This is a genomic window from Mesorhizobium abyssinicae (assembly GCF_049887195.1).
In the GTDB taxonomy this organism is placed as follows: Bacteria; Pseudomonadota; Alphaproteobacteria; order Rhizobiales; family Rhizobiaceae; genus Mesorhizobium; species Mesorhizobium abyssinicae.
Window position 1 is genome coordinate 307,832 of record NZ_JARAKC010000003.1, and the last position, 25,365, is coordinate 333,196.

The 25,365-nt window shown below is 65.6% G+C and carries 25 protein-coding genes and 1 pseudogene; 18 read left to right on the forward strand and 8 right to left on the reverse strand.

Annotated elements, in window-relative coordinates:
* Positions 1–6 precede the first annotated feature (6 nt).
* A complete protein-coding gene (gene murJ, locus PU724_RS09495; protein WP_354420294.1) occupies positions 7–1,614 on the forward strand; it encodes a murein biosynthesis integral membrane protein MurJ in 1,608 nt (535 codons plus the stop codon).
* On the opposite strand, the gene PU724_RS09500 is transcribed toward murJ, so the two are convergent.
* Positions 1,589–1,993: a type II toxin-antitoxin system VapC family toxin gene (locus PU724_RS09500; protein ID WP_127283977.1), complete on the reverse strand. Its 405-nt coding sequence runs from the start codon at positions 1,991–1,993 to the stop codon at positions 1,589–1,591. The two genes, murJ and PU724_RS09500, sit on opposite strands and share 26 nt — an antisense overlap.
* Positions 1,993–2,238 carry a type II toxin-antitoxin system VapB family antitoxin gene (locus PU724_RS09505; protein WP_127283976.1) on the reverse strand — a complete coding sequence of 82 codons (246 nt, stop codon included), beginning with the start codon at positions 2,236–2,238 and terminating at the stop codon, positions 1,993–1,995. The genes PU724_RS09500 and PU724_RS09505 overlap by 1 nt, the downstream gene beginning before the upstream one ends.
* Positions 2,239–2,412: 174 nt before the next feature.
* Between PU724_RS09505 and trpS the strand changes: the two genes are divergently transcribed.
* The 3 genes from trpS (at position 2,413) to PU724_RS09520 (ending at position 4,835) form a co-directional block, all read left to right on the forward strand.
* Positions 2,413–3,480: a tryptophan--tRNA ligase gene (gene trpS / locus PU724_RS09510; protein WP_354420295.1), complete on the forward strand. Its 1,068-nt coding sequence runs from the start codon at positions 2,413–2,415 to the stop codon at positions 3,478–3,480.
* Between the two features lie 102 nt (positions 3,481–3,582).
* Entirely contained in the window at positions 3,583–4,074 is a 492-nt protein-coding gene (locus PU724_RS09515) for a universal stress protein (protein WP_127283974.1), read from the forward strand.
* Positions 4,075–4,265: 191 nt separating this feature from the next.
* Positions 4,266–4,835 (forward strand): NifU family protein, encoded by a 570-nt coding sequence (locus PU724_RS09520; RefSeq protein WP_354420296.1) that lies wholly within the window; start codon positions 4,266–4,268, stop codon positions 4,833–4,835.
* A 145-nt stretch (positions 4,836–4,980) separates the two neighbouring features.
* On the opposite strand, the gene PU724_RS09525 is transcribed toward PU724_RS09520, so the two are convergent.
* Positions 4,981–5,598 carry a L,D-transpeptidase gene (locus PU724_RS09525; RefSeq protein WP_127391408.1) on the reverse strand — a complete coding sequence of 206 codons (618 nt, stop codon included), beginning with the start codon at positions 5,596–5,598 and terminating at the stop codon, positions 4,981–4,983.
* Between the two features lie 223 nt (positions 5,599–5,821).
* Between PU724_RS09525 and cueR the strand changes: the two genes are divergently transcribed.
* Both cueR and PU724_RS09535 read left to right on the forward strand, forming a co-directional pair.
* Complete coding sequence (cueR, locus tag PU724_RS09530) at positions 5,822–6,241, forward strand: Cu(I)-responsive transcriptional regulator (RefSeq protein ID WP_127283971.1); 420 nt, start codon at positions 5,822–5,824, stop codon at positions 6,239–6,241.
* Positions 6,242–6,944: 703 nt separating this feature from the next.
* Positions 6,945–7,445, forward strand: a complete 501-nt coding sequence (locus PU724_RS09535) for an MmcB family DNA repair protein (RefSeq protein WP_189556557.1) — start codon at positions 6,945–6,947, stop codon at positions 7,443–7,445.
* Between the two features lie 252 nt (positions 7,446–7,697).
* Here the strand turns inward: PU724_RS09535 and nhaA are convergent, their stop codons facing one another.
* The 5 genes and pseudogenes from nhaA to PU724_RS09560 all read right to left on the reverse strand — a co-directional run.
* A complete protein-coding gene (gene nhaA / locus PU724_RS09540) occupies positions 7,698–8,891 on the reverse strand; it encodes a Na+/H+ antiporter NhaA (RefSeq protein ID WP_354420522.1) in 1,194 nt (397 codons plus the stop codon).
* Positions 8,892–9,268: 377 nt separating this feature from the next.
* Complete coding sequence (locus tag PU724_RS09545) at positions 9,269–9,832, reverse strand: ActR/PrrA/RegA family redox response regulator transcription factor (RefSeq protein WP_127283968.1); 564 nt, start codon at positions 9,830–9,832, stop codon at positions 9,269–9,271.
* A 119-nt stretch (positions 9,833–9,951) separates the two neighbouring features.
* Positions 9,952–11,274 (reverse strand): ActS/PrrB/RegB family redox-sensitive histidine kinase, encoded by a 1,323-nt coding sequence (locus tag PU724_RS09550; RefSeq protein WP_135857853.1) that lies wholly within the window; start codon positions 11,272–11,274, stop codon positions 9,952–9,954.
* A 96-nt stretch (positions 11,275–11,370) separates the two neighbouring features.
* On the reverse strand, positions 11,371–13,833 hold the full coding sequence (gene hrpB, locus PU724_RS09555) for an ATP-dependent helicase HrpB (RefSeq protein WP_354420297.1): 2,463 nt from the start codon (positions 13,831–13,833) through the stop codon (positions 11,371–11,373).
* 54 nt (positions 13,834–13,887) lie between these two features.
* Positions 13,888–13,992: pseudogene (locus PU724_RS09560) on the reverse strand (DMT family transporter); the annotation flags it as partial.
* Between the two features lie 241 nt (positions 13,993–14,233).
* Here PU724_RS09560 and PU724_RS09565 point away from each other — a divergent pair.
* From PU724_RS09565 to PU724_RS09620, 12 genes are all read left to right on the forward strand, one after another.
* On the forward strand, positions 14,234–15,565 hold the full coding sequence (locus PU724_RS09565) for an ABC transporter substrate-binding protein (RefSeq protein WP_127311667.1): 1,332 nt from the start codon (positions 14,234–14,236) through the stop codon (positions 15,563–15,565).
* 218 nt (positions 15,566–15,783) lie between these two features.
* Positions 15,784–16,731: a carbohydrate ABC transporter permease gene (locus PU724_RS09570; RefSeq protein ID WP_127286273.1), complete on the forward strand. Its 948-nt coding sequence runs from the start codon at positions 15,784–15,786 to the stop codon at positions 16,729–16,731.
* Positions 16,728–17,678 carry a carbohydrate ABC transporter permease gene (locus PU724_RS09575; protein WP_127286270.1) on the forward strand — a complete coding sequence of 317 codons (951 nt, stop codon included), beginning with the start codon at positions 16,728–16,730 and terminating at the stop codon, positions 17,676–17,678. The genes PU724_RS09570 and PU724_RS09575 overlap by 4 nt, the downstream gene beginning before the upstream one ends.
* A gap of 217 nt (positions 17,679–17,895) precedes the next feature.
* Positions 17,896–18,099 (forward strand): hypothetical protein, encoded by a 204-nt coding sequence (locus PU724_RS09580; RefSeq protein ID WP_127311618.1) that lies wholly within the window; start codon positions 17,896–17,898, stop codon positions 18,097–18,099.
* A 4-nt stretch (positions 18,100–18,103) separates the two neighbouring features.
* Positions 18,104–19,210, forward strand: coding sequence for an ABC transporter ATP-binding protein (locus PU724_RS09585; RefSeq protein ID WP_127311619.1), 1,107 nt, complete (start codon positions 18,104–18,106; stop codon positions 19,208–19,210).
* On the forward strand, positions 19,203–20,216 hold the full coding sequence (locus PU724_RS09590) for an ABC transporter ATP-binding protein (protein WP_292102843.1): 1,014 nt from the start codon (positions 19,203–19,205) through the stop codon (positions 20,214–20,216). Before PU724_RS09585 ends, PU724_RS09590 begins: the two co-directional genes overlap by 8 nt.
* Before the next feature lie 68 nt (positions 20,217–20,284).
* Entirely contained in the window at positions 20,285–21,928 is a 1,644-nt protein-coding gene (locus PU724_RS09595) for a dihydroxyacetone kinase subunit DhaK (protein ID WP_354420298.1), read from the forward strand.
* 10 nt (positions 21,929–21,938) lie between these two features.
* The gene (gene dhaL / locus PU724_RS09600) at positions 21,939–22,541 is read left to right on the forward strand and encodes a dihydroxyacetone kinase subunit DhaL (RefSeq protein WP_135857865.1); all 603 of its coding nucleotides are present in this window, start codon (positions 21,939–21,941) and stop codon (positions 22,539–22,541) included.
* On the forward strand, positions 22,538–22,927 hold the full coding sequence (dhaM, locus tag PU724_RS09605; RefSeq protein WP_127287338.1) for a dihydroxyacetone kinase phosphoryl donor subunit DhaM: 390 nt from the start codon (positions 22,538–22,540) through the stop codon (positions 22,925–22,927). Before dhaL ends, dhaM begins: the two co-directional genes overlap by 4 nt.
* A gap of 19 nt (positions 22,928–22,946) precedes the next feature.
* Positions 22,947–23,249 carry an HPr family phosphocarrier protein gene (locus tag PU724_RS09610; RefSeq protein WP_128272513.1) on the forward strand — a complete coding sequence of 101 codons (303 nt, stop codon included), beginning with the start codon at positions 22,947–22,949 and terminating at the stop codon, positions 23,247–23,249.
* Positions 23,250–23,290: 41 nt separating this feature from the next.
* A complete protein-coding gene (gene ptsP, locus PU724_RS09615; protein ID WP_354420299.1) occupies positions 23,291–24,865 on the forward strand; it encodes a phosphoenolpyruvate--protein phosphotransferase in 1,575 nt (524 codons plus the stop codon).
* A 7-nt stretch (positions 24,866–24,872) separates the two neighbouring features.
* The gene (locus PU724_RS09620) at positions 24,873–25,304 is read left to right on the forward strand and encodes a hypothetical protein (RefSeq protein ID WP_127309342.1); all 432 of its coding nucleotides are present in this window, start codon (positions 24,873–24,875) and stop codon (positions 25,302–25,304) included.
* Positions 25,305–25,365: the final 61 nt, after the last annotated feature.

Consider the following 25,365-nt stretch of genomic DNA (forward strand, 5'->3'; position numbering starts at 1 on the left):
CCGCGCATGAGCCTTGTCAAGAAATTCGCCACGGTCGCTTCCGGCACGCTGATGAGCCGCGCGCTCGGCTTCGGCCGCGAGATGCTGATGGCGGCGGCGCTGGGCACCGGGCCGGTCGCCGATGCCTTCAACGCCGCCTTCCAGTTCCCCAACACCTTCCGCCGGCTGTTCGCCGAGGGCGCCTTCAACGCGGCCTTCGTGCCGCTGTTCGCCAAGGAGATCGAGACGCATGGCACCGAGGGCGCCAAGCGCTTCTCCGAGGAAGTGTTCGGCGTGCTGTTCACGGCACTGCTGGCGTTGACGATCGCCATGGAGTTCGCGATGCCGCTGATCGTGCGCTACCTGGTGGCGCCGGGCTTTGCCGACACGCCGGGCAAGTTCGAGACGACGGTCACGCTTGCGACCATCATGTTCCCCTATCTCATCTGCATGTCGCTCGGCGCCATGATGGCCGGCATGCTGAATTCGCTGCGCCGCTATTTCGCGGCTGCGGTGGCGCCGGTCTTCCTCAACATCATCCTGATCGGCGTGCTCGGCTACGCCTGGTACAATGGGCTGGATGCGCACGACGTTGGTTTCGGCCTGTCCTGGGGCGTGCTTGCGGCGGGGGTGGTGCAACTCGCCATCGTCTGGGTGGCGGTGCGCCATGCCGGCATCTCGATCGGCTTCCGCAGGCCGAAGATGACGCCGAGCGTCAAGCGGCTGTTGATCCTGGCGTTGCCGGCCGCGATCACCGGCGGCATCACCCAGATCAACCAGCTGATCGGCACGGCGATCGCCTCGGCGCAGGACAGCGCCGTGTCCTCGCTTGCTTATGCCGACCGCATCTACCAATTGCCGCTCGGCGTCGTCGGCGTGGCGGTGGCGATCGTGCTGTTGCCGGAACTGTCGCGGGCGTTGAAGTCGGGCAACCTGATCGAGGCCGCCAACCTGCAAAACCGTTCGGTCGAGTTCACCCTGTTCATGACCTTGCCGGCGGCGGCGGCGCTGTGGGTGATGTCGGAGCCGATCGTGCGGCTGGTCTACGAGCGCGGCGCCTTCGCCGCCAACCATTCGACGCCGATCGTGGCCTCGATCCTGGCGATCTTCGGTCTCGGCCTGCCGGCCTTCGTGCTGATCAAGGCCTTCACCCCCGGCTATTTCGCGCGCGAGGACACGCGCACGCCGATGATGTTCGCCGCCATCTCGGTCGGCGTGAATGTCGCCACCGCCCTGTCGCTGTTTCCGTCGATGGGCGCGCCGGGCATCGCGGTCGCGTCGGCCGTCGCCGGCTGGGTCAACGCACTGATGCTGCTTGCCGTGCTGATCCGGCGCGGCCATTGGGGCCGCGACATCCCGCTGTTGAAGCGCATTCCGAGGCTGGTGCTGTCCGCCGTGATCATGGCGACCGCGCTTTACTTCGCGGAGCGGCATTTTGCGACGCAGATCGGACCCGGCTCACCGCTGGTCGTGAAAGCAACGACGGTGCTTGCACTGGTCGCCGGGGGTGCTGCGCTCTATTTCATCGCCGCCTTCGCGACCGGCGGCGCCGATTTCGGCATGATCCGCAGGAATGTGAAGCGCGGCGAGGCAAAGGCAGCGCCGCCGGTTACGGAACAGTCTCCAGATCCGTGAGCCTGAATTCGTCGGCCGTGGAAAGCATCGGAACGGCGTAGTGGCGTGCGCAAGCGTAGTGGAAACAGTCCGCCAGGTTCAGTCGGATGGCGTTGTTGCGAAACCGCGACGCGGCCTCGATGGATAGCGATGCCGCGTCCAGCGCCGGCGGCAGCTCGCGCAAGGCAATTGCGCGCTCTTCAAGAAAACGGGTCACAATCTCAGCGCTTCTGGCAACCGGTATTGCCAGCTTTTCCGGCCGGGATAGGGCCATTGAGGCTTCCCAGACAGCGATTGCGGAGGTGAATGGAGCCGAGGCGTCCACGACCGCTTGCGCGCAGCGCTCGGCCTCAGCTTCATTGCTCAGCATCGCAACGATAGCGGCTGCATCGACGAACATCAGTCCTCGCCGGACAGTTCATCATAGACCGAGCGGGGCAACGGCCTGCGCGCCTGCTCGCCCAACTCAATTCCAAACTCGGCCCTCAGCCGGGCTGCCGTCTCCAACGGCGTCTCGCGGTTGCGCCGCCGTTCGAGGGCTTCGCGCATGGCGATCACGATGGCCTCGGTGATGCCGACGCCCTCAGCTTTGGCGAAGGCGCGGGTTAGCCTGTCGGCTTCCTTGTTGTTGATATTGATGGTCATGACTACATTCTTTCGTGTAGCTTGAAACATGTAGCCACCGCATGCCAATGTCAATAGCCCGTTAATCGGCACGTTGGGTGCCTCTTGATCGGATGCCGGGCTTCGTCCATAAGCGCGCCCGTCGAAAGACTTTCGCCGCGCGCGAAACGGCCCTCCACAAGCCATGAGGACATCATGACCGCCTTCAAGCCACTCGTCTTTTCCGGCGTCCAGCCGACCGGCAATCTGCATCTCGGCAACTATCTCGGCGCCATCAAGAAATTCGTCGCGCTGCAGGACCAGTCCGACTGCATCTATTGCGTCGTCGACCTGCATTCGCTGACGGCGCAGCTCGTCCATGACGACCTTGCCGACCAGACCCGCTCGATCACCGCCGCCTTCCTCGCCTCCGGCATCGACCCCAAGAAGCACATCGTCTTCAACCAGTCGCGGGTGATGCAGCATGCCGAGCTTGCCTGGATCTTCAATTGCGTGGCGCGCATCGGCTGGATGAACAAGATGACGCAATTCAAGGACAAGGCCGGCAAGGACCGCGAGAACGCCTCGCTCGGCCTTCTCGCCTATCCGAGCCTGATGGCCGCCGACATCCTGCTCTACCGCGCCACCCATGTGCCGGTGGGCGAGGACCAGAAGCAGCACCTCGAGCTGACCCGGGACATCGCCCAGAAATTCAACAACGACTTCTCCGACCGCATCGCCGCACTTGGCGTCGGCGTCGAGATGCAGGTCGGCGAGGAGACGGTGAACGGCTATTTCCCGATCACCGAACCGGTGATCGGCGGACCGGCGGCGCGCATCATGAGCCTGCGCGACGGCTCGAAGAAGATGTCGAAGTCGGACCCGTCTGACCTGTCGCGCATCAACCTGACCGACGATGCCGACACCATCTCGAAGAAGATCCGCAAGGCCAAGACCGATCCTGAAGCCTTGCCGGGCGAGGTCGACGGGCTGGCCAGCCGTCCCGAGGCGGAAAACCTGGTCGGCATCTATGCCGGGCTTGCCGAAATCTCGAAGGCGGACGTGCTGAAGGAGTTCGGCGGCCAGCAGTTCTCGGTGTTCAAGCCGGCGCTGGCCGACCTCGCGGTGGAGAAGCTGGCGCCGATCGCCGGCGAGATGCGCCGCATCGAGGGCGACCGCGCCTATGTCGACGCGGTGCTGAAGGACGGCGGCGAGCGCGCCGGCAGGCTGGCGGAATCGACGATGCGGACGGTGCGCGACATCATCGGCCTGTTGCAGGACTGATCGATCCAATCTCGTCGATCGCTACCGCCATGAAGGCCGGCGGCTTGCCGCCGGTCTTTGGCGGTGGCAGATTGCGGCCGAATTGATACCGAGCAGACAGACATGGTCTCCAAACGTCTCAGCCGTGAAGTTGGCCACCGCCGCAAGTTCCTGGCGATCATCGACGACACGCCGGAATGCGAGCGCGCCGTCGCCTATGCCTCGAAGCGGGCGCAGAGCACCAGCGGCGTGCTGGTGCTGCTCTATGTCATCGAGCCGGACGATTTCCAGCACTGGCTGGGGGTCGAGAAGATCATGCGCGAGGAGGCGAACGCCACGGCGCGCGCCGCGCTCGATACCTACGCCAACAAGGTGCGCCAGAAGCTCGGCATCGAGCCGGAACTGGTGGTGCGCGAGGGCAAGCCGACCGAAGAGATCCACAAGCTGATCGAGGAAGACCAGGACATCGCCATCCTGGTGCTGGCGGCAGGCGCCGGCAAAGAAGGCCCCGGGCCGCTGGTCAGCGCCGTGGCCGGCAGGGGCGCCGCCTTCCCCATCCCGGTCACCGTGGTGCCGCAGAATCTGTCGGATGAGGAAATCGACAGCCTCGCTTGAGGCCTGCTGATATCCAGGTGAGGCCGGCCGGACCCGAATCTCGACACGCCTCGCCCTATGTACCGGAGGCTTGGCAAAAACATTCCGCCAGCCAGCCGTTGCGGCGACGCGTTTCGCTTGAATGTCCCGCCGATAGCGCCTATTTAGAACCATTCCAAACTATCCGCCCAAGAACGGGCATGGAGACCGCCATGTTCATCCAGACCGAATCGACGCCGAACCCGGCAACGCTGAAGTTTTTGCCTGGCAAGGAAGTGCTGCGCGAAGGCACCGCCGATTTCCGCGACGCCGACAGTGCGGCGAGCGCCTCGCCGCTGGCCGGCCGGCTGTTCGAGATCCCAGGCGTCACCGGCGTCTTCTTCGGCTACGACTTCATCACCGTGACCAGGGACGGTCCCGACTGGCAGCATCTGAAGCCGGCGATCCTCGGCGCCATCATGGAGCATTTCATGTCGGGCGCGCCGGTCATGACCAAGGCCGGCCCGGCGGCCGAGACCAGCGAGACCGGCGAATTCTACGACAAGGCCGACGAGGAACTGGTCATCACCATCAAGGAATTGCTCGACACCAGGGTCCGCCCGGCGGTTGCCCAGGACGGCGGCGACATCACCTTCCGCGGCTTCGAGAACGGCACCGTGTTCCTGCACATGAAGGGCGCCTGCGCCGGCTGCCCGTCGTCGACGGCGACGCTGAAGCACGGCATCCAGAACCTGCTTCGTCACTTCGTCCCCGAGGTGCAGCAGGTCGAGCAGGTCGCTTAGGCGCAAAGCTCTTCCGTCAGCAGGCAACAAAAAACCGGGCCGAATTGCCCGGTTTTCTGTTTGGGACGTCCATTTGTTGCCTAGACGGTCCGCGTACTCAACTTTTCAGGTGAACCATGACCCCCGAATACGGGGATCGTGGTCCCTACATCACGATGACCTTGGCTCCGACGGAGGTGCGGTTGTAGAGGTCGATGATGTCCTGGTTCATCAGCCGGATGCAGCCCGACGACATCGCCTTGCCGATCGAATTCCATTCCGGGCTGCCATGCAGGCGGTAGCCCATGTCGCCGCCCTTGTTGAACAGGTACATGGCGCGGGCGCCAAGCGGGTTCTTCAGGCCCGGATCCATGCCGCCAGCGAATTTGGCGAGTTCCGGCTGGCGCTTGATCATCTGCGAGGGCGGCGTCCAGGTCGGCCATTCGCGCTTCAGCGCGATGCGCGCTGTGCCGTGCCACTCGAAGCCTTCACGTCCGACGCCGATGCCGTAGCGTATCGCCAGCCCGTCGCCCTCGACGAAGTAGAGGAACTTGTTCTGGGTATCGACGATGATCGTGCCCGGCTTTTCCCTGGTGTCGTACTCCACTTCCTGCCGGTGGAAGCGCGACGGAACCTTCTCGATCGGGATGCGCGGCAATTGATAACCCGCATCGGTGACCGCGCCATAGTCGTTGGTGAACAGTCGCGCGCCGATGGTGCTGCAACCACTGATCGCGGTCGACATCGCCAAAGCAGCGACGATTGCAAGAGACTTCAAGCGCATGAATAGGTCCGATGCCCAGCCCGTTGATCGCGGCACGAGTCGGCCGCTTTTCCTGAAATCATTCATGCTGGCATTTCTTTTGCTTGCCAAGCGCGCGATGCCTATATGCAGGACCTTACCTGCCGGTAGATGCACAACTGCGTCTTTTCGGCAACAGGGCTCACAGGATTGTGAAGCAAAATCAATGGGGCCTCCGACTGGGGTCCGGATTGAGGAGAGCGCCATGAATGTCGGAGACGCCGCCGAGCGGTCCGGCCTGCCGGCCAAGACCATCCGCTACTACGAAGAGATCGGCCTGATCCGGCCGGCGCGGGCCGAGAACGGCTACCGCGACTATTCCGGCGACGATATCCACCGGCTGGCCTTCCTGCGCCGCGCCCGCAATCTCGGCTTCTCCATCGACGACTGCCGCCAGCTGATGGCGCTCTACCAGGACCGCGACCGCGCCAGCCACGACGTGCGCGAAATCGCCGCCGCCCATGTCAGGGCGATCGAGGAGAAGGTGCGCGAGCTGCAATCGATGCGCGCCACCTTGCAGACGCTGGTCCACGCCTGCCACGGCGACCACCGCCCGGACTGCCCGATCCTGGACGACATGGCGGGCTTGACCGTGGACGGCGAGCACAGCAAGACGGCGAACTGATCGCCGCAGCCACGACAGGATCGCCCGCTGCGGCAAGGCGGTGAACCCGCGTCATTCCGTAGAGGGGAAGACGCGGGCCAGGTTGCCACCTGTTGCAATCACCAGCGGCGAATGCAACCGGACACAACCATTAACGATGGCTAATGTCTAGGGTGGACCGGCGCGACCCCTACAGCCGGCGCGATCAGTTCGTCTTCATCGCAGCCGTTGCGTTAAGCGTCCCTGTTGGGTTCTGCCTCTACCTTTGGTTCGTCCTGACGGCCATCCACAATGAGCGACATGCATCCGCCGGGAAGGATGCGTCATTCATCCGGTGGAACGGGACAGGGCCGGTGAATTAGGCGCGAAGCTGCGCTTTCGCTTCCTGAGCGGCTTCGATAAGGAGGTCTAGGTCGTCTGTCCGCATCGGGGAGAAGGTCGAATCTTCGCCCGACTGTACGCTCATACGGCACGTCCGTTCGCCATCATCTGACTGGTAGATTTTGAACGAGATCGTGAGCCATTGGGCCCTAACGTTGTACTGGGCGATGAGCTTGCGCGACCAGAACCGCCGCCAACCGTTTACCAGCGATTGAAAAAGCAAGACGACCCCCGTTTCCCCCGAGATTGGAAGCTATCGCCGGGCGCTTGGGGTTTGTCAAAGATACAATCGCCCTTGGCTTACGGGTTCAAACCGTGAACAAAATCTGGCATGGTGCCGGTCATGCCCATCATCTCACCGATTCCCCTCAACCCCTTGATCGACGGTCGCCAGTCGGAGCGCGCCATGCTGGTGCGGCGCGGCGTGCAGCGGCTGCTTGCCGCAATGGGCGCGCATGTGCTGCCGGAACTGTCGCTCGCAACCGGCCGGCGCGCCGATCTCGTCGCGCTGACCCGCCAGGGCGACATCTGGATCATCGAGATCAAATCCTCGATCGAGGATTTCCGCGTCGACCGCAAATGGCCCGATTACCGGCTGCATTCCGATCGCTTCTTCTTCGCCACCCATCCCGGCGTGCCCTCGGAGATCTTTCCGCAGGAATGCGGCTTCATCCTCTCCGACGGCTATGGCGCCGAGATCCTGCGCGACGCGCCGGAGCATCGGATGGCGGCGGCGACGCGCAAGGCGCTGATGCTGAGGATCGCCCGCGCCGGCGCGGCGCGGCTTTTGGCGGCGGAGCTTGCCGGCGTTTCGGTGCCGGCGCTGGATGGCGAGAGCGAGTAGCGGCCGCTTACGCTTGCTATGAATTTCCATCGTTTGCGCCGCCCCTCATCTGCCTGCCGGCATCTTCTCCCCGTGAACGGGGAGAAGGGGCGTCGTCGCGCAGGATTTCGCCAATCACCAGCGCGGCGGGAGTTGAGCGCCGACGTGGTCCCAAGCCTCTTTCTCCCCGTTCACGGGGAGAAATGCCCGGCAGGGCAATGAGGGGCAGCGCGACGCTGGAAATTTCCCATCTGTTGGCGGGAGCCCGAAGCGCTATTCGATTTCCTCCTCCACACCCCCCGCCGGCGCCATGACCAGCACTGCCGCGCCGAGCAGCGCGGCGACCAGCGAGCCGGCGAGGATGCCGACCTTGACCGCGTCTTGCAGTGCTGCATCGCTGGCGAAGGCGAGCAGGCCGATGAACAGGCTCATGGTGAAGCCGATGCCGCACAGAAGCGATATGCCGATCATGTGCAGCCAGCCGGCATTGGCCGGCAAATCGGCGAGGCCGAGCCGGATGGCGAGCGCCGAGGATCCGAACACGCCGACCAGCTTGCCCAGCACCAGGCCGGCGGCGACGCCCAATGTCAGCGGCTCGACGAGGGCGGCCATGCTCAGGCCAGCGAGCGAGACGCCCGCATTGGCGAAGCCGAAGATCGGGATAACGATGAAAGGCACCAGTCTGTGCAGGCCGTGCTCCAGCCTGTGCAGCGGCGAATGCTCGATATCGTCGCCGATGCCGGCGGCGCGCTCGAGCGGGACGGTGAGCGCCAGAGCCACGCCGGCGAGCGTCGCGTGCACGCCAGATTTCAGCACAAGCACCCAGAGCACGGCGCCGAGCACGAGATAGGGGACCAGGTTCATCACCCGCATGCGGTTGAGCGCGACGAGCGCGGCGATGACCGCGAAGGCGGCGCCGAGATAGGCGAGCGAAAGACCGCTTGTGTAGAACAGCGCAATGATGATGACGGCGCCGAGATCGTCGATGATGGCGAGCGCGGTGAGGAAGATTTTCAGCGAGGCCGGCACGCGGTTGCCGAGCAGCGAGAGCACGCCGAGCGCGAAGGCGATGTCGGTGGCTGTCGGGATCGCCCAGCCGGAGAGCGCGGCCGGATTGTCGCGGTTGATCAAGACATAGACCAGCGCCGGAACCACCATGCCGCCGGCAGCCGCGATACCAGGCAGCACGCGGCGCGGCCAGGTCGAGAGCTGGCCGTCCAGCATCTCGCGTTTGATCTCCAGGCCGACCAGCAGAAAGAACACCGCCATCAGCCCGTCATTGATCCAGTGCGAGACGCTGAGCGGTCCGAGATAGGCGTGCAGGAGAGCGAAATAGGCTCCGGCGAGCGGCGAGTTGGCGACGATGAGGGCAAGCGCCGCCACCACCATCAGGATGATGCCGCCGGCCGCCTCGCCGTCGAGGAATTCGCGCAGGATGGATTTCGGCCGCTGCTCCAAATCCCGCACGTCGCCCTCCCTCATGCGCTGTCCACCGCGCGATGATGCGCAAACTTCAAGGGCCGGGCAAGCATCGATCCGGCAAACGGGTTCGGCTTCAAAGCCCCATCTCCTTTCCGAACGCCGGCGCTGCCCCTCATCGCCCTGCCGGGCACTTCTCCCCGTATAGAGACGGGGAGAAGGGGCTGGCCGCAGCCTCGGCGCCCATTCTGCAACGCCGAAGATTGGCGAAATCGGGGATGAGAGCGCACCCTCTCCCCGTCACTATACGGGGAGAGGATGCCGGCAGGCAGGTGAGGGGCGGCACCAACTTTCGAGAATTGGCAGCCTGCACCAAAAGTTGGAAACTCCGGAGCTGTTGCCCTGGCTCTGTCCGGGACTCCCAGTCACCGTGGCGCGCGCTTGGCGAGGATTCGCTGCAGGGTGCGGCGGTGCATGTTCAGCCGGCGCGCGGTTTCCGAGACGTTGCGGTCGCACATTTCGTAGACGCGCTGGATGTGCTCCCAGCGCACGCGGTCGGCCGACATCGGATTTTCCGGCGGCGCGGCGCGTTCGCCGGAGGTGCGGGTGAGCGCGGCGAAGACGTCGTCGGCGTCGGCCGGCTTGGAAAGATAGTCGATGGCGCCAAGCTTCACGGCGGTCACCGCGGTGGCGATGTTGCCGTAGCCGGTGAGGATGACGGCGCGGGCGTCGTCGCGCTTCTCGCGGATGGCGGCGATGACGTCGAGGCCGTTGCCGTCGCCGAGCCGCATGTCGACCACGGCGTAGGCCGGCGGATGGGCGCGCGCCTTGGCCACCGCCTCCTCGACGCTGTCGGCGGTATCGACCGCGAAGCCCCTGGTTTCCATGGCGCGGGCAAGCCGGGTCAGGAACGGCTTGTCGTCGTCGACGATGAGCAGCGAGGTGTCCTCGCCCTCAACCATTGCGCCAGTCGTTTCGTCTCCACTCATGGTGTCCAGAATTCCTGCTGACTTAAGCTTACGCAGATACAGTTCCGCGCCACTATTGTCCAATTTTTCGCGCCTGCAACGGGCACCGATGAGGCCACGATGCAGGTTAAAGCCGGGTTTCAGGCGGTATCGAACATGCTGGAGGACGATTCGGGGTTGAGAAAGACGCCGCGCGGCCAGGATATCTGCACCACCGCACCCTCGCCCAGCCCGCTCGAATTGCGGAAATCAAGCGTCGCGCCGGAGCGCTCCAGCAAGGTCTTGGCGATGAACAGGCCAAGGCCGAGGCCGCCGCCGGCCTCGGTGCCCTGGCGCGTCGACATATAGGGCTCGCCGATGCGGTCGATGATCTCCGGCGGGAAGCCCGGCCCATCGTCGGTAATCGAGAAGACGACGTCGGCGTCGTCCCAGCTCCAGCTGACGGTGACGGTCTTGCGGGCGAAATCGACGGCGTTCTCGACAAGGTTGCCCAGGCCGTAGATGACGCCGGGGTTGCGCCGCCCGACCGGCTCGGGGCCGATGCGCTCGCCCGGCCGCAGCTTGATCGAGATGCCGAAATCGCGATGCGGCGCAGTCACCTCTTCGACCAGCGAGGTCAGCGGCAGGCGCGACAGATGCGCTTCGCCTTCGGACGAAAGGCTGGTTAGCCGCTTCAGGATCTCGCGGCAGCGCTCGCTCTGCGAGCGCAGCAGTTTCACGTCCTCGCCGAATTTCTGATCCTTGCCGAGCGCCTTCTCCATCTCCTTGGCGACCAGCGTGATGGTGGCGAGCGGCGTGCCGAGCTCGTGCGCAGCGGCGGCGGCGAGCCCGTCCAGCGCCGACAGATGCTGCTCGCGCTGCAGCACCAGCTCGGTGGCGGCGAGCGCGTTGGCGAGCAGGCGCGCCTCCTCGGCGACACGGAAGGCGTAGATGGCGGTGAAGGCGATCGAGGAAAACACCGCCATCCACATGCCGGCGACGTAGATGAAGGGCATTTCCAGCGGCGCGCCGTCATACCAGGGCAGCGGCTGGTGGAAGAAGACCAGCAGCGTGGCCGTCACCATGACCAGCGCGCCCAGCACCGCGGTGAGGCGCAGCGGCAGCGACGCCGCCGAGATGACGACGGGCACGGACAGCAGCACCGAGAACGGATTGGTGAGACCGCCGGTCATGTAGAGCAGGCCGGCAAGCTGCAGACTGTCGAAGGTCAGGATGACGAAGGCCGAGAGCGGGGTGAGCCGATGCGCCGCCGGATAGCGAAAGGTCAGCCACAGGTTCATCCACGCCGAACAGGCGATCAGCGCGAAGCACATGCTGACCGACAACGGGAATTTCAGCCCGTAGGCGACGACAAGCACCGTCAGGCTCTGGCCGACGATGGCCAGCCAGCGCAGCCGGATCAGCGTGTTGAGGCGCAGCCGCTGGCTTTGCTGGAAGTCTGGTGAGCGCAGGATGTTGATCATCGGCTTACGATTATAGCCGCAGGAGGGTAAGCGCTAGTGGCGCCAATCGGCAACGCGTGTCGTCAACCAGGAGGCCCGTCAAAGCTTCTGCCAAGACTAGGTACCGCGCGGCTTGGCGCGGCTGGTGGCGGCGGCGGCGAGCGGGTTCTCCGGCCAGACATGACGGGGGTAGCGGCCGCGCATGTCGGTGCGCACATCGGCCCAGGAGCCGCGCCAGAAGCCCGGCAGGTCGCGCGTCGTCTGGATCGGCCGGTGCGCCGGCGACAGCAGCTCGAGCGTCAGCGGCACGGTTCCATTGGCGATCGCCGGGTGCTTGTCGAGGCCGAACAGTTCCTGCACGCGCACCGCCAGCACCGGCCATTCGCCGTCATAGCGGATCGGCACGTGGCTGCCCGACGGCGCATCGAAATGGGTCGGCGCCAGCGCGTCGACCTTGCGCTGCAGATCGTGCGGCACCAATGACGTGAGGCCCGCCGACAGGGCGCCGGAATTGATCGCGGCAAAGGACGCCGCGCCCGTCAGAAACGGCAGCAGCCAGTCGTCGAGACGGTCGAGAAGGGCGGCGTCGGACACATCGGGCCAAGGCGCGCCGAGGCCGCGATTGAGCCAGCCGAGGCGCTGGCGCAGCGTCTCCGCCTCCTTGCCCCAGTCGAGCAGCGACAGGCCATGCTCGCGCAGGGCATCGAGGATCGCGCGATCCGCGTCGGCGCCGGACGGCGCCGGCAGCATGCGTTCGGCCAGCGTGATGGCGCCGAGCCGGGCCGTCTCGCGCACGCGCACGGCGCGCCGGTCGCGGTCGAAGCTCGTCTCGCGGCGGGTCTCGATACTATCGGCTAACGCGGCGCGGATGTCGGCCTCGTCGACCGGAGCGGCGGCGGTGACGCGGGCATTCTGCGCCTTGCCCTGCAAATCGGCGACGACCAGCCAGGTCTCGCCGGCCAGCGGATCGGCGGCGTCGAGCATGGCGCCCGAGCCGTTGGCCAGCACGAAGCGGCCGCGCTCGCCGCGCGCTCGCGCCACCCGATCCGGCCAGGCATGGATGAGGAGCGCGCCGGCGGAAGCCGGTTCGTTGCTCCTTCCCCCGCCGGCCTGCCTTGCCAGCCGTTCGGCAAGCTGGCGGGCCGAGACGGAACGCGGCGACTTCTCGGTGCGAAAGCGCATCAGACGGCGTTCGAGATCGGCGCCGTCGCCGCCGAGCCCGCGCTCGGTGAGCAGCACGGCAAGGGTGGCCGCCGCCAGCGCATGGCCGGTTGCGGCGGCTTCGGCGACCATATGGGCAAGCCGCACCGGCAGCGCGAGCTTGCGCATGGCGGCACCGACGTCGGTGAGACGCCCGGCGTCGTCGATGGCATGCAGGGCGACCAGCAGGGCCCTCGCTTCGTTGAGTGCCGGAACCGGTGGCGGATCGAGGAAGGACAGGCTCGTGGGATCGGCGACGCCGAAGGCTGCGCAGTCGAGCAGCAGGCCGGAAAGATCGGCCTCGAGGATTTCAGGCGGGGTGAAGGCGGGAAGTGCTGCAGTCTGCTCGGCCCGCCACAGCCGGATGGCCACGCCTGCTTGCGTGCGCCCGGCGCGGCCGGCGCGCTGGTCGGCCGAGGCTCGGCTGACGCGCACCGTCTCCAGTCTGGTCAGGCCGCTGGCCGGCTCATAGCGCGGCAGCCGCGACAGGCCGGAATCGATAATGACGCGCACGCCGTCGATGGTGATCGAGGTCTCGGCGATCGACGTCGCCAGCACCACCTTGCGGCGGCCCGGCGACGACGGCCTGATCGCCGCGTCCTGCGTCTTGTTGTCGAGCTGGCCATAGAGCGGCACGATGTCGGTGTCGGCAGCGACGCGGTCCCGCAGCCGCTCCGCGGCGCGCTCGATCTCGCGCTGGCCGGGCAGGAAGGCAAGCAGGCTGCCGCTCTCGTCGGCAAGCGCCGAGCGGATCGCCCTGGCCATGGCATCCTCGATCGCGATGCCAGGCGCTCGCTCGTGATAGCGGATGTCGACCGGGAAGGCGCGGCCCTCGCTCTCGATCACCGGCGCGCCGGACAACAGTCTCGCGACGCGCGCGCCGTCGAGCGTCGCCGACATGACCAGCAATCGCAGGTCCGGTCGCAGCGCGCCCTGCACGTCGAGCGCCAGCGCCAGGCCGAAATCGCCGTCCAGCGAACGCTCGTGGAATTCGTCGAAGATGACCGCGGAGACGCCCGGCAGTTCCGGGTCGTCGAGGATCATGCGCGCGAGAACACCTTCGGTGACGACGAGGATTTTCGTCCGCGCCGAGGTGCGGTTCTCCATGCGCATCGCGTAACCGACCGTTCCGCCGGGCTCCTCGCCGAGCAGCTCGGCCATGCGGCGGGCGGCGGCGCGGGCGGCGAGCCGGCGCGGCTCCAGCAGGACGATCTTGCCGGCGCCGAGCCACGGCGCGTCGAGCAGCGCCAGCGGCACCAGCGTCGTCTTGCCGGCGCCGGGCGGCGCCACCAGCACGGCGTTGCTCTTTGTCGCCAGCGCTTCCCCGAGCGCCGGCAGCACGGCTGAGACCGGAAGCTCCGGCAAAGGGTTTGTCCTCATCGCGCCCGCATATCAGCGCCCATGGCCGGCGCGCAACAACGCGCTGCCGGCGCCTCAAAGCCTGGTGCGCGAAAACGGGTTCCAGCGCACCGTGCCCAGCCGCACCTCCTCACGCACCATTGTGAGCAGGCCAGATGCGCCGACCACGGCGAGACCGGTGAGCGTCAGCACGTCGGGATCACCGCCCGCCGACCCATTTCCCAACGATTTCAAGCCTCGGGCGCGCCATGTTGCAACGCAGCAACGAATTCGCTTGCGTTGTTTAGTAAAACGAGCATTACTAAACAAATTACTAAACATCGCCGGCGCTGAAGCGTGGCCATGTTTAGGCCCCTGAGGAGAGGGGTTTGAGGGCTCTTGAAACCGTCATCCGGACGTGTTTCGCAAATGGGAGGAAGGCATGAAATCGACCATGAAACTGACGTTGGGTCTGGCCTCGGCGATGCTTGCGTCGACCGCCGTCTCGAACGTCGCGCATGCGGAAGACCTGACGCTTTGCTGGGCCGCCTGGGACCCGGCCAACGCACTCGTGGAACTGTCCAAGGACTTCACCAAGGAAACCGGCATCGGCATGAAGTTCGAGTTCGTGCCGTGGACCAATTACGCCGACCGCTTCCTCAACGAACTCAACTCGCACGGCAAGCTCTGCGACCTGATCATCGGCGACAGCCAGTGGATCGGCGGCTCGGCCGAGAACGGCCACTACGTCAAGCTGAACGACTTCTTCGACAAGGAGAAGATCAGCATGGACGACTTCGTGCCGGCGACCGTGGTCGGCTATTCGGAATGGCCGAAGAACACGCCGAACTACTGGGCCTTGCCGGCAATGGGCGACGTCGTCGGCTGGACCTATCGCAAGGACTGGTTCTCCAAGCCGGAACTGCAGAAGGAATTCAAGGAGAAGTACGGCTGGGATCTCGGCCCGCCAGCGACCTTCGACCAGCTCAAGCAGATCGCCGAGTTCTTCCAGAAGCGTGAGATCGACGGTAAGACCGTCTATGGCGCATCGATCTACACCGAGCGCGGTTCCGAAGGCATCACCATGGGCGCCATGGATGTGCTCTACAGTTTCGGCTTCCAGTACGAGAACCCGAAGAAGCCCTACGAGATGGAAGGCTTCGTCAACTCCGAGAAATCGGTGAAAGGGCTGGAGTTCTACAAGGCGCTCTATGACTGCTGCACCCCGCCCGGCGCCTCCAACAGCTATATGGGCGAAGGCGTCGATGCCTTCAAATCCGGCCAGGTGGCGATGCACATGAACTTCGCCTTCACTTGGCCCGGCCTGCAGAAGGACGAGAATGTCGGCGGCGACAAGATCGGCTACTTCGCCAATCCCAAGGGCCCGGACGGCGACCAGTTCGCCCAGCTCGGCGGCCAGGGCATCTCCGTGGTCTCCTATTCCGACAAGCAGGAATCGGCGCTGAAATACATCAAGTGGTTCGCCAACAAGGACGTTCAGGCCAAATGGTGGTCGCTGGGCGGCTTTTCCTGCCTGAACGCCGTGGTCAAGGATCCCAAGTTCCCGGCCAGCCAGCCTTACGCACAGACCTTCCTCGACTCGATGGCCATCGTGAAGGATTTCTGGGCCGAGCCAAGCTACGCCCCACTGCTGCAGGCCTCGCAGAAGCGCTTCCATGACTATGTCGTGGCCGGCCAGGGTTCGGCCAAGGACGCGCTCGACGGACTGGTCAAAGACTGGACGCAGGTCTTCCAGGACGACGGCAAGATGTAAGGCTCCTCCCGAGCTTGACCCCAGAGCCGGATGATTTCGGGTCGAATAGACCTGAAATCATCCGCTCCGGACCAAAGAGTGGGTGAGCATGATGTCGTCCGAAAACCGCTTCACACTTTTCGGCATCATGCTCGTGGTCCCGTGCCGCCCTTGGCACGGGACGCAGTTCAGATAAATTCCATCGTCGAGACATCCAAGTGACCGAAGCAGGACTCACCATGCTCAATCGGACTGCGGACAACGTTGCCCGGGCCACGCCGGAGCCGTTGGCCCGCCGGGTCCGGGGCATCAGCGACAAGGGCCTCGCCTGGCTGTTCATCTCGCCGACGATCCTCCTGCTGCTTGCCATCAACATCTTCCCGCTGTTCTGGGCGATCTATCTGTCCTTCACCAACTTCCGGGCCAACCGCCCCAATGAGGTGGTGAAGAATCTCGGCCTGGCCAACTACAAGCGCATCCTGACCGACCAGGACATCTGGATCGCCATGCAGACGACGGCGCATTTCGTCTTCTGGACCATCCTCCTGCAGACGGTAATCGGCTTCACGCTGGCCTGGCTGATCGACCGCAAGTTCCGCGGCCATGCCTTCTGGACAACCATCATCCTCGTGCCGATGATGCTGTCGCCGGCGGTGGTCGGCAATTTCTGGCGCTTCCTCTACGAACCGCAGATCGGCCTGTTCTCCTACGTCATCTCCTTCGTCACCGGCATTCCGCCGACGAATGTGCAGATGCTGTCGAACGTCGAACTGGCGCCGTGGTCGATCATCATCGTCGACACCTGGATGTGGACGCCTTACGTGATGCTGATCTGCCTCGCCGGGCTGCGCTCGATCCCCGAATACATCTACGAGGCGGCCGAGGTCGACCGCGCCTCCAACTGGCGGCAGTTCTGGTCGATCACGCTGCCGATGGCGCTGCCCTTCATCATGCTGGCGGTGCTGTTCCGCGGCATCGAGAACTTCAAGATGTTCGACATGGTCAATCTCCTGACCGGCGGCGGGCCGGGCTCGACCACCGAGGTCGCGTCGATCACGCTGAAGCGGCAGGCCTTCGAGAGCTGGCGCACCGGCTATTCCTCGGCCTTCGCCATCATCCTTTTCGTCGCCGTGTTTGGCCTCGCCAACATCTACGTCAAGGCGCTCAACAAGGTGAAGCAGAGATGAGCCTGACATCAGCCCATTCCGTCGTCGCGCCCTCGGCGAATTCGAAGCTGGTCGCCGGCACGATCATCGTCGCCTATGCGCTGATCTCGATCGTGCCGCTGCTGTGGATCTTCGCCACCAGCTTCAAGACGCCGCCGGATTCGATCGCATATCCGCCGAAGATCGTGTTCCAGCCGAGCATCGAGGGCTATTGCAACCTGTTCACGACGCGCACCCGGCAGACGCCGGAATACATCAACTCGCTCGGACCGGCGACCGGCTTCTGCGACGAGACCGTGCGCAAGCGCAACATGGTGATCGCCGGCCCGTCCAACTTCCTGCCGCGCTTCGTCAATTCGCTGATCATCGCCTTCGGCTCGACCTTCTGCGCGGTGTTCCTCGGCACGCTCTCGGCCTACGGCTTCTCGCGCTTCAAGGTGCCTTTAGCCGACGACCTTCTGTTCTTCATCCTGTCGACGCGCTTCATGCCGCCGATCGCGGTCGCCATCCCGATCTACCTGATGTACCGCGAGCTCGGCCTCTCCGACACCGCGCTCGGCATGATCCTGCTCTACACGGCGGTCAACGTCTCGCTCGCGGTGTGGCTGCTCAAGGGCTTCATCGACGAGATCCCGCGCGAATACGAGGAAGCGGCGATGATCGACGGCTATACCCGCCTGCAGGCCTTCTGGCGCACCGTGCTGCCGCAGGCGACGACCGGCATCGCCGCGACTGCCATCTTCTGCCTGATCTTCGCCTGGAACGAGTACGCGTTCGCGGCGCTGCTGACCTCCGGCTCCGCCCAGACCGCGCCGCCCTTCATCCCGACCATCATCGGCGAAGGCGGCCAAGACTGGCCGGCGGTGGCCGCGGGCACGACGATCTTCCTGGTGCCGATCCTGGTCTTCACCATCCTGCTCCGCAAGCAATTGCTGCGCGGCATCACCTTCGGCGCGGTGCGCAAATGATTGATGTGGGAATAAGTCGACCCCCGCTCCGTCGAGCTTCGCTCGACACCTCTCCCCCGATCGACGGGGGAGAGGAAGGGCGCGAACTTCATTCAGCGAGGGTCCCTTCCTCTCCCTCCGGAGGGGGGAGAGGTGGCGCTGCGAAGCAGCGACGGAGTGGGGGAACCACCTGGCAACCATCTCTCCCCGTGAACGGGGAGAAGGAAGGGGGTGTCGCATGAGCCGCACTGTTGTCTCCAAGCGCTCCTCATGGCCCCGCTGGGCGCGGCGCGGCATGCTGGAGAATATCGCCACGGCGATCATCGCCATCGGCTTCCTGATGTTGTTCCAGCCCTTCGCGCTGTCGCTCTACACCTATTCCTTCATCACCATGCTTGCAGGCACCTTGATGTTCATCATCGTCTCGAAATTCCCGGAGTAGGACGATGGCCGAAATCCGCGTCCAACATCTTAGGAAAGCCTTCGGCGATTTCGTCGCCGTGCAGGATTCCAACTTCGTCGTCGAGGACGGCGAGTTCTTCGTCATGCTGGGGCCGTCGGGCTGCGGCAAGACCACGACCTTGCGCATGATCGCCGGGCTTGAGTTGCCGACCGGCGGCAAGATCCTGCTCGGCGGCGAGGACGTCACCATGCGCCGGGCGCGGGAGCGCGACATCGCCTTCGTCTTTCAGCTCTTCGCGCTCTACCCGCACATGAACGTGCGCAAGAACATCGGCTTCCCGCTCTTGGCGCAAGGCATGCCTTCGGCCGAGATCCGCCAGCGGGTGGAGGAGACGGCGAAGCTGCTCCGCATCGATCATTTGCTCAACAAATCGGTCTCCGGCCTTGCCGGCGGCGACCGCCAGCGCGTCGCGCTCGGCCGCGCCATCGTGCGGCGGCCGAAATGTTTCCTGATGGACGAGCCGCTCGGCACCCTCGATACCGAGTTCCGCGATCTGATGGTGCATGAACTGCGCGAGCTGCACAGCCGCATCCACGCCACCACCGTCTACGTCACGCACGACCAGATGGAAGCGATGTCGATGGCCGACAAGATCGCCGTCATGAACCACGGCATCATCGAGCAGTTCGGGACCCCGCGCGAGATCTACGACCGCCCGGCGACGATGTACGTCGCCGAGTTCATCGGCTCGCCGCCGATGAATTTCCTCAGGTTCGGCGGCGGCCTTGCCAAGGGCGCGAAGGAGATACTCGTGCAGGGCGCCAAGGTCACCGTGCCGGAGGTGCGCGAGGACATCGCACCCGCCGACATGGCGCTGGGCATCCGCCCCGAGCACATCCGCTTTGACGAGACCTCGAAATTGCGCGGCGCCATCTACGGCACCGAATATCTCGGCACCACGCAGATCGTGGCGGTGGAGACGGCGGACGGCATCATCAAGGCGCGGGTGCCGGCCGAGATCCGGCTCAATCCGGGCGAGCCGGTCGGCCTGTCGCTCAGCAGCGCTCGGCTGTCGCTGTTCGAGAAGGGCTCGGGCCGCGCGGTGAAGACCGCCATGTATGACAAGGCAGCGGAGGCGCGCCATGGCTGACGTGCACATCAAGGGCGTGAGCAAGAGTTTTGGCGAGACCGTCGCCGTCGACAATCTCGACCTGCAGATCAAGGACGGCGAGTTCGTCGTGCTGCTCGGCCCGACCGGCGCCGGCAAGACGACGACGCTCAGGCTGGTCGCCGGGCTGGAGCGGCCGGATAGCGGCACGATCCACATCGCCGGCCGCGACGCCACGGTGCTGTCGCCGGCCGAGCGCGACACGGCCTTCGTCTTCCAGCAATATTCGCTCTATCCGCACCTCTCGGTCTTCGACAACCTCGCCTTCCCGCTGCGCTCGCCGGCCCGCAAGCTCAGCGAGGACGCGGTGCGACGCCGCGTCGAGGAGGTGGCCAGGCTGGTGCGCATCCACCACAAACTCGACAACCGCTCGACCAAGCTCTCCGGCGGCGAGATGCAGCGCGTCGCCATCGGCCGGGCGCTGGTGCGCAAGCCGTCCATCTATCTGATGGACGAGCCGCTGTCTTCGCTCGACGCCAAGCTGCGCGCGGATCTCAGGCTCGAGTTGAAGCGCATCCAGTCCGAACTCGGCGCCACCATGCTCTATGTCACGCACGACCAGATCGAGGCGATGACCATGGCCGACCGCATCGGCATCCTCTCGGAAGGAGAGTTGGTGCAGATCGGCACGCCGCGCGCCATCTATTCGGAGCCGGCAAACCTTCATGTCGCCGCCCGCCTCGGCCAGCCGGCGATCAACCTTCTGCCTGCAGGGCTGCTGCCGGATGGGGGCGCGCCAACCGGTACCAGGACGATAGGCGCGCGCACCGAACACCTGTCGATCGAGAAGGCCGCCAACGGCCATGCCGACGGAGTCGTCGACTGGGTCGAGCATCTCGGCGACCAAAACCATCTGCATGTGACGGTCGGGCCGAAGAAACTGGTCACGCTGACCGATCCCGACACGCCGCTCGAGAGGGGAGACCTCGTGACGATCCGCTATCGCATGCCGCTTTATTTCGGTTCGGACGGACAGCGGCTGACGTAGCTGGCTCGATCGCAACATTCGCCACACATCGATTGACGACCGCAGATATTACGGACTGGACGAAATCCATGAAGCACTTTTTCAACCGCAAGGACTCGATCGTCACCGAAGCGCTGGACGGCTTTCTCGCCACCGCGGGCTCCGGCACGCTGGCGCGCCTCGACGGCTATCCGGAAATCAAGGTCGTGCTGCGCGCCGACTGTGACAAGACCAAGGTCAGCGTGGTTTCCGGCGGCGGCGCCGGGCACGAGCCGTCGCATGCCGGCTTCGTCGGCGCCGGCATGCTGACGGCGGCAGTCTCCGGCGAGATCTTCGCCTCGCCGAGCGTCGAGGCGGTGCTGGCGGCGATCCGCGCCACGACCGGCCCGGCCGGCTGCCTGCTGATCGTCAAGAACTACACCGGCGACCGGCTCAATTTCGGCCTCGCCGCCGAGAAGGCGCGCGTCGAAGGCTTTGCGGTCGAGATGGTGATCGTCGGCGACGACATCGCGCTGCCCGACATCGCGCAGCCACGCGGCGTCGCCGGCACGCTGTTCGTCCACAAGATAGCCGGGCATCTTTCCGAAACCGGCCGAGACCTGGTGTCGGTAGCAGCGGCAGCGCGGGCGGCGGCAAAGGACATTTTTTCGCTCGGCATCTCGCTCTCCTCGTGCTCGATCCCCGGACAGGCGCATGAAGACCGCTTCGGCGCCGAAGACGGCGAGCTCGGCCTCGGCATCCATGGCGAGCCGGGCGTCGAGCGCATCGCCTTGCAGAGCGCCAGCTCACTCGTCGCCATCATGGCCGAGCGCCTCGCCGCGCGGCTCGATCCGGGCAGCCGCTACGCGCTCCTGATCAACAATCTCGGATCGGTGCCGCCGCTCGAAATGTCGCTGATCGCCAATGCGGTGCTCGCCTCGCCGCTGGCGAAGGCGGTGACGCTGACGATCGGTCCCGGCCATCTGATGACCGCGCTCAACATGAACGGCTTCTCGCTGTCGCTGATCAGGCTGGATGCCGAACGCGAGGCGGCGCTGCTGGCGCCGGTCGGTCCGCATGCCTGGCTGCCGGCGAAGCCGGTTCGCCAGCCGCTCGTCGTGGCGGCGGCCAAGCCGGCGGTTCACGCCACCGCGAAGGCGGCGAGTCGCGACGCCGCCGCCGAGCGGTTGATCACCGTCGTTTGCGAGAAGCTGATCTCGCTGGAGGAGCCCTTGAACGGGCTAGACGCCAAGGCCGGCGACGGCGATACAGGGTCGACGGTGGCGACCGGCGCGCGCAGCGTGCTCGAGCGTCTCGACACGCTGCCGCTTGCCGACCGGGCGGCAGCGCTGGCGGCAATCGGCGATACGCTGGGGACCGCGATGGGCGGTTCGAGCGGTGTGCTTTTGTCGATCTTCTTCACCGCAGCGGCGCAGACTTTGGGTTTTGGCGCGACTCTGCCCAAGGCGCTGCTCGCCGGCCTCGACCGGATGACCTTCTACGGCGGCGCCAAGATCGGCGACCGCACCATGGTCGATGCGCTGGAGCCGGCGCTCAAGGCGCTCGATACGGGCGGGCTGGAAGCAGCCGCGACGGCCGCGCGGCATGGCGCGGAGGCCACTGCCGCGATGCGCAAGGCGAAGGCCGGGCGTTCCGCCTATATCGGCCGGCAGCTTGACGGCGTCGCTGATCCCGGCGCCTTTGCTGTAGCGGAAGTGTTCGCGGCCGTTGCCGCCATGTTCGCCCCGGCTTGAAGGACAGGCAATGGCCGCATCCGATTTCTCCAGCTTTATCGCGGCGGCGGCGGACACGATCGCGGCGCATGCCGAAGAACTAACCGCGCTCGACCAGGCGATCGGCGACGGCGACCATGGCCTCAACATGAAGCGCGGTTTTGAGGCCGTGCGCGCCGAGGCGGACGCTTTCGCGGCAAAGCCGCTGCCCGACGCGTTGAAGGCAGTCGGCACCAAGCTGGTGATGACGGTTGGCGGTGCCTCCGGCCCCTTGTTCGGCACGCTGTTCATGGCTCTGGGCAAGGAATTGCCGGTGGCGCCGGACCGCGACGGGCTGACGGTGGCGCTGGGCAAGGCCATCGAGGCGGTCGCGGCGCGCGGCAAATCGCAGCCGGGACAAAAAACCATGCTCGACGTGCTGCAACCGGTGTATGAGGCGCTGGCGCGAGGCAGGACTGGCAAGGAGATCGCCGATGTCGCCGACAGGGCGGCGGACGCCACCGTGCCGATGAAGGCGTTGCGCGGGCGAGCGTCCTTCCTGGGCGACCGCTCAATCGGGCATATGGACGCCGGTGCGCGCTCGACCGCGCTGCTGGTGCGCGCAGTCGCTGAAGCCGTCGAGGACCACCAATGAGCAATGTCGGTATCGTCATCGTGTCGCATTCGCCGCTGGTCGCCGAAGGCACGGCCGACATGGTGCGCCAGATGGTGGGTGACGAAGTGCCGCTTGCATGGTGCGGCGGAAACGGCCATGGCGGGCTCGGCACCAGCGTCGAGGCGATCATGGGCGCGATCGAAAAGGCCTGGTCGGAGGCTGGCGTCGCCATCCTCGTCGATCTCGGCGGCGCGGAGACTAACTCGGAGATGGCGGTCGAGATGATCGGCGAGCCGCGCTCGCACAAGATCGTGGTCTGCAACGCGCCGATCGTCGAGGGCGCGGTGATGGCGGCGACGGAAGCTTCCGGCGGCGCCTCGCTCAAGGAAGTGGTGGCGACGGCGCATGAATTGTCGCCGTCGTGAATGAACGGGAACCGACTGAATGTCCGCATCCGCCGAAGCCACCGTCCTGATCACCCACACCGTGGGTCTGCACGCGCGCCCTTCGGTGAAGTTCACCAAGCTCGCCAAATCGTTCGCGGCCGAGGTCGAGGTTGCCGTCGCCGCCAACGGCCCCTGGTTCGACGCCAAGAGCATCGTCAAGGTGATGGCGGCCAAGGCGCCTAAGGGAACGCTGCTGCACATCCGGGCCAAGGGCGACGGCGCGAGCGAGGCGGTCGACGCGCTGGTCGACCTGGTGCAGCGCGATTTCGACGAGGATGCGGACCATGCCCGGTCCGCTTGATGCCGACTTGCATGTCCGTCCGGCCGCAAGGAATGCGGACGATGCGCATTGAGGGTATCCCGGCTTCGGCCGGCTATGCCGAAGGGCGGCTGTTCGATCTCGACCGGCCGCCTGCCGCCTACACAAGCAAGTCGAGCGCGGCGGAGGAGATTGCGGCGCTGGAGACCGCGATCGGCAAGGCGGTAAGCCGGCTCAGCGCAATGATCGAAACCGCCGACGGCGATGCCGCCGGCATACTGGAATTCCATATCGCCATGCTGCAGGACGATGCGCTGAGCGCGCCGGCCTTCGCCTCGATCGGCTCCGGCCAGGCCGCCGATGTCGCATGGCGGGCGGCGCTCGACGCCGAAATCGCCGGCTACGACGCGTCAGACCAGGACTATTTCCGTGCGCGCGCCGCTGATCTGCGCGACATACGCGACCAGGTCCTGCGTGCGCTGAGCGAGGACGGGGAACCCACGGCACCCCTCGGCGCCATCTTTCATGGCGAGGACGTCGCGCCGACGCGCTTCCTCGAAATCGACTGGAGCGCCGGTGGCGGCATCGCGCTCAGGGCCGGCAGCACCGCCAGCCATGTCGCCATGCTGGCGCGTGCGCGCGGCGTGCCAATGGTGGTCGGGCTCGGCACCTTCCCGGCCAGCCTCGCAGGCATGGCGTTGCTCGATGCCGAGCATGGCGGGATGGTGCTCTCGCCCTCACCGGCCGAGATCGACGCCTTCCGGCAATCATCGTCCGCCTTCGCCGCGCGCCAGGGCGCGGCGCAGTCTTTCCTGACCCGGCCGGCGGTGACCAAGGCGGGAATCGCCGTGCGCGTGCAGGTCAACATCGCCAACCCTTCCGATGTCGACGGCATCGACATCTCGACCTGCGACGGCGTCGGGCTGATGCGGACGGAGTTCCTGTTCGGCAAGACGCTTCCGGACGAGGAGACGCAGTATCATGCCTACCGCAAGGTGCTGGAATGGGCAGGCGACAAGCCGGTGACCATCCGCACCGTCGACGCCGGCGGCGACAAGCCGGTTGCCGGCTTCACCGTCGCGGAGACCAACCCCTTTCTCGGCCTGCGCGGCATCCGGCTGTCGCTCAAGCGGCGCGACATTTTCCGGGTGCAGATCAGGGCATTGCTGCGCGCCGCCATCCACGGCAATCTGAAGGTCATGTTTCCGATGATCGCCACGCCCGAGGAATACAGCCAGGCCGCCGCGCTGTTCGCGGAGGAGCAGGCGAGCCTTGCCGCGCTCGGCGTCGCGCACACGATGCCGCCGCTCGGCATCATGGTCGAGGTGCCTTCTGTGGCGATTGCGCCGGAAGCTTTCGCGAACGTCGCCTTCTTCTCGATCGGCTCCAACGACCTGACGCAATATGTGATGGCGGCGGCCCGAGACAATGCCGCCGTCACCTACCTCAACTCGGTACGGCATCCGGCGGTTCTTAGGTTGATGGAAGCGGTGGTGCGCTTCGGACGCGAGACGGAGATCCCGGTCAGCCTGTGCGGTGATGCCGGCGGCGATCCGGCCGCCATCCCGGCGCTGCTCGAATGCGGCCTGCGCGACCTCTCGGTCGCCCCAGCCCAACTCGCAATGGCGAAAGCCGCCATTGCGGAAGTCCCGGTCTAGGTCCGGCATGGCCGAGGCGGAGAAGATACCCGAAGCCGGCTCGGAAGAGGCGATCCGCGCCTACAAGACGATCCTGTCGCACGTCATCGACCAGCGGCCGTCCGGCATGCGCCAGCGGCTGGCGGACGCGCTCGGCAAGCATCGCAGCTTCGTCACCCAGATCTCCAGCCCGGCCTATTCGATCCCGATCCCGTCAAAGCATCTGCCTTCGATCTTTTCCGTCTGCCATTTCAGCCCGGCCGAGCGCGACCAGTTCCTCACCGCCTATCACCAGGCGCATCCGGGCAAGATGTCGGCGGCCTCCGGCCTGCGCAAGACGCGCCATGTCTCGCTCATCGTGCCGGATTTCGGCGACGACAAGCAGAATGCGGCGCTCGACCGGGCGATCAACGACTTCATCCAGAAGATCACCAGCATCGCCGGCAAGGGCAGCGGCTAACCAAGCAATTCCGGGAAAAGCAGCGGTTTTCCGTTCGGAATTGCATAAAAATTCGAGACTG

What these genes read in the sequence shown, in the direction of transcription:
- murJ (WP_354420294.1), top strand. Translation starts at nt 7, where the DNA reads ATGAGCCTTGTCAAGAAATTCGCCACGGTCGCTTCCGGCACGCTGATG.
- PU724_RS09500 (WP_127283977.1), bottom strand. Translation starts at nt 1,993, where the DNA reads ATGTTCGTCGATGCAGCCGCTATCGTTGCGATGCTGAGCAATGAAGCT.
- PU724_RS09505 (WP_127283976.1), bottom strand. Translation starts at nt 2,238, where the DNA reads ATGACCATCAATATCAACAACAAGGAAGCCGACAGGCTAACCCGCGCC.
- trpS (WP_354420295.1), top strand. Translation starts at nt 2,413, where the DNA reads ATGACCGCCTTCAAGCCACTCGTCTTTTCCGGCGTCCAGCCGACCGGC.
- PU724_RS09515 (WP_127283974.1), top strand. Translation starts at nt 3,583, where the DNA reads ATGGTCTCCAAACGTCTCAGCCGTGAAGTTGGCCACCGCCGCAAGTTC.
- PU724_RS09520 (WP_354420296.1), top strand. Translation starts at nt 4,266, where the DNA reads ATGTTCATCCAGACCGAATCGACGCCGAACCCGGCAACGCTGAAGTTT.
- PU724_RS09525 (WP_127391408.1), bottom strand. Translation starts at nt 5,598, where the DNA reads ATGCGCTTGAAGTCTCTTGCAATCGTCGCTGCTTTGGCGATGTCGACC.
- cueR (WP_127283971.1), top strand. Translation starts at nt 5,822, where the DNA reads ATGAATGTCGGAGACGCCGCCGAGCGGTCCGGCCTGCCGGCCAAGACC.
- PU724_RS09535 (WP_189556557.1), top strand. Translation starts at nt 6,945, where the DNA reads ATGCCCATCATCTCACCGATTCCCCTCAACCCCTTGATCGACGGTCGC.
- PU724_RS09545 (WP_127283968.1), bottom strand. Translation starts at nt 9,832, where the DNA reads ATGAGTGGAGACGAAACGACTGGCGCAATGGTTGAGGGCGAGGACACC.
- PU724_RS09550 (WP_135857853.1), bottom strand. Translation starts at nt 11,274, where the DNA reads ATGATCAACATCCTGCGCTCACCAGACTTCCAGCAAAGCCAGCGGCTG.
- hrpB (WP_354420297.1), bottom strand. Translation starts at nt 13,833, where the DNA reads ATGAGGACAAACCCTTTGCCGGAGCTTCCGGTCTCAGCCGTGCTGCCG.
- PU724_RS09565 (WP_127311667.1), top strand. Translation starts at nt 14,234, where the DNA reads ATGAAATCGACCATGAAACTGACGTTGGGTCTGGCCTCGGCGATGCTT.
- PU724_RS09570 (WP_127286273.1), top strand. Translation starts at nt 15,784, where the DNA reads ATGCTCAATCGGACTGCGGACAACGTTGCCCGGGCCACGCCGGAGCCG.
- PU724_RS09575 (WP_127286270.1), top strand. Translation starts at nt 16,728, where the DNA reads ATGAGCCTGACATCAGCCCATTCCGTCGTCGCGCCCTCGGCGAATTCG.
- PU724_RS09580 (WP_127311618.1), top strand. Translation starts at nt 17,896, where the DNA reads ATGAGCCGCACTGTTGTCTCCAAGCGCTCCTCATGGCCCCGCTGGGCG.
- PU724_RS09585 (WP_127311619.1), top strand. Translation starts at nt 18,104, where the DNA reads ATGGCCGAAATCCGCGTCCAACATCTTAGGAAAGCCTTCGGCGATTTC.
- PU724_RS09590 (WP_292102843.1), top strand. Translation starts at nt 19,203, where the DNA reads ATGGCTGACGTGCACATCAAGGGCGTGAGCAAGAGTTTTGGCGAGACC.
- PU724_RS09595 (WP_354420298.1), top strand. Translation starts at nt 20,285, where the DNA reads ATGAAGCACTTTTTCAACCGCAAGGACTCGATCGTCACCGAAGCGCTG.
- dhaL (WP_135857865.1), top strand. Translation starts at nt 21,939, where the DNA reads ATGGCCGCATCCGATTTCTCCAGCTTTATCGCGGCGGCGGCGGACACG.
- dhaM (WP_127287338.1), top strand. Translation starts at nt 22,538, where the DNA reads ATGAGCAATGTCGGTATCGTCATCGTGTCGCATTCGCCGCTGGTCGCC.
- PU724_RS09610 (WP_128272513.1), top strand. Translation starts at nt 22,947, where the DNA reads ATGTCCGCATCCGCCGAAGCCACCGTCCTGATCACCCACACCGTGGGT.
- ptsP (WP_354420299.1), top strand. Translation starts at nt 23,291, where the DNA reads ATGCGCATTGAGGGTATCCCGGCTTCGGCCGGCTATGCCGAAGGGCGG.
- PU724_RS09620 (WP_127309342.1), top strand. Translation starts at nt 24,873, where the DNA reads ATGGCCGAGGCGGAGAAGATACCCGAAGCCGGCTCGGAAGAGGCGATC.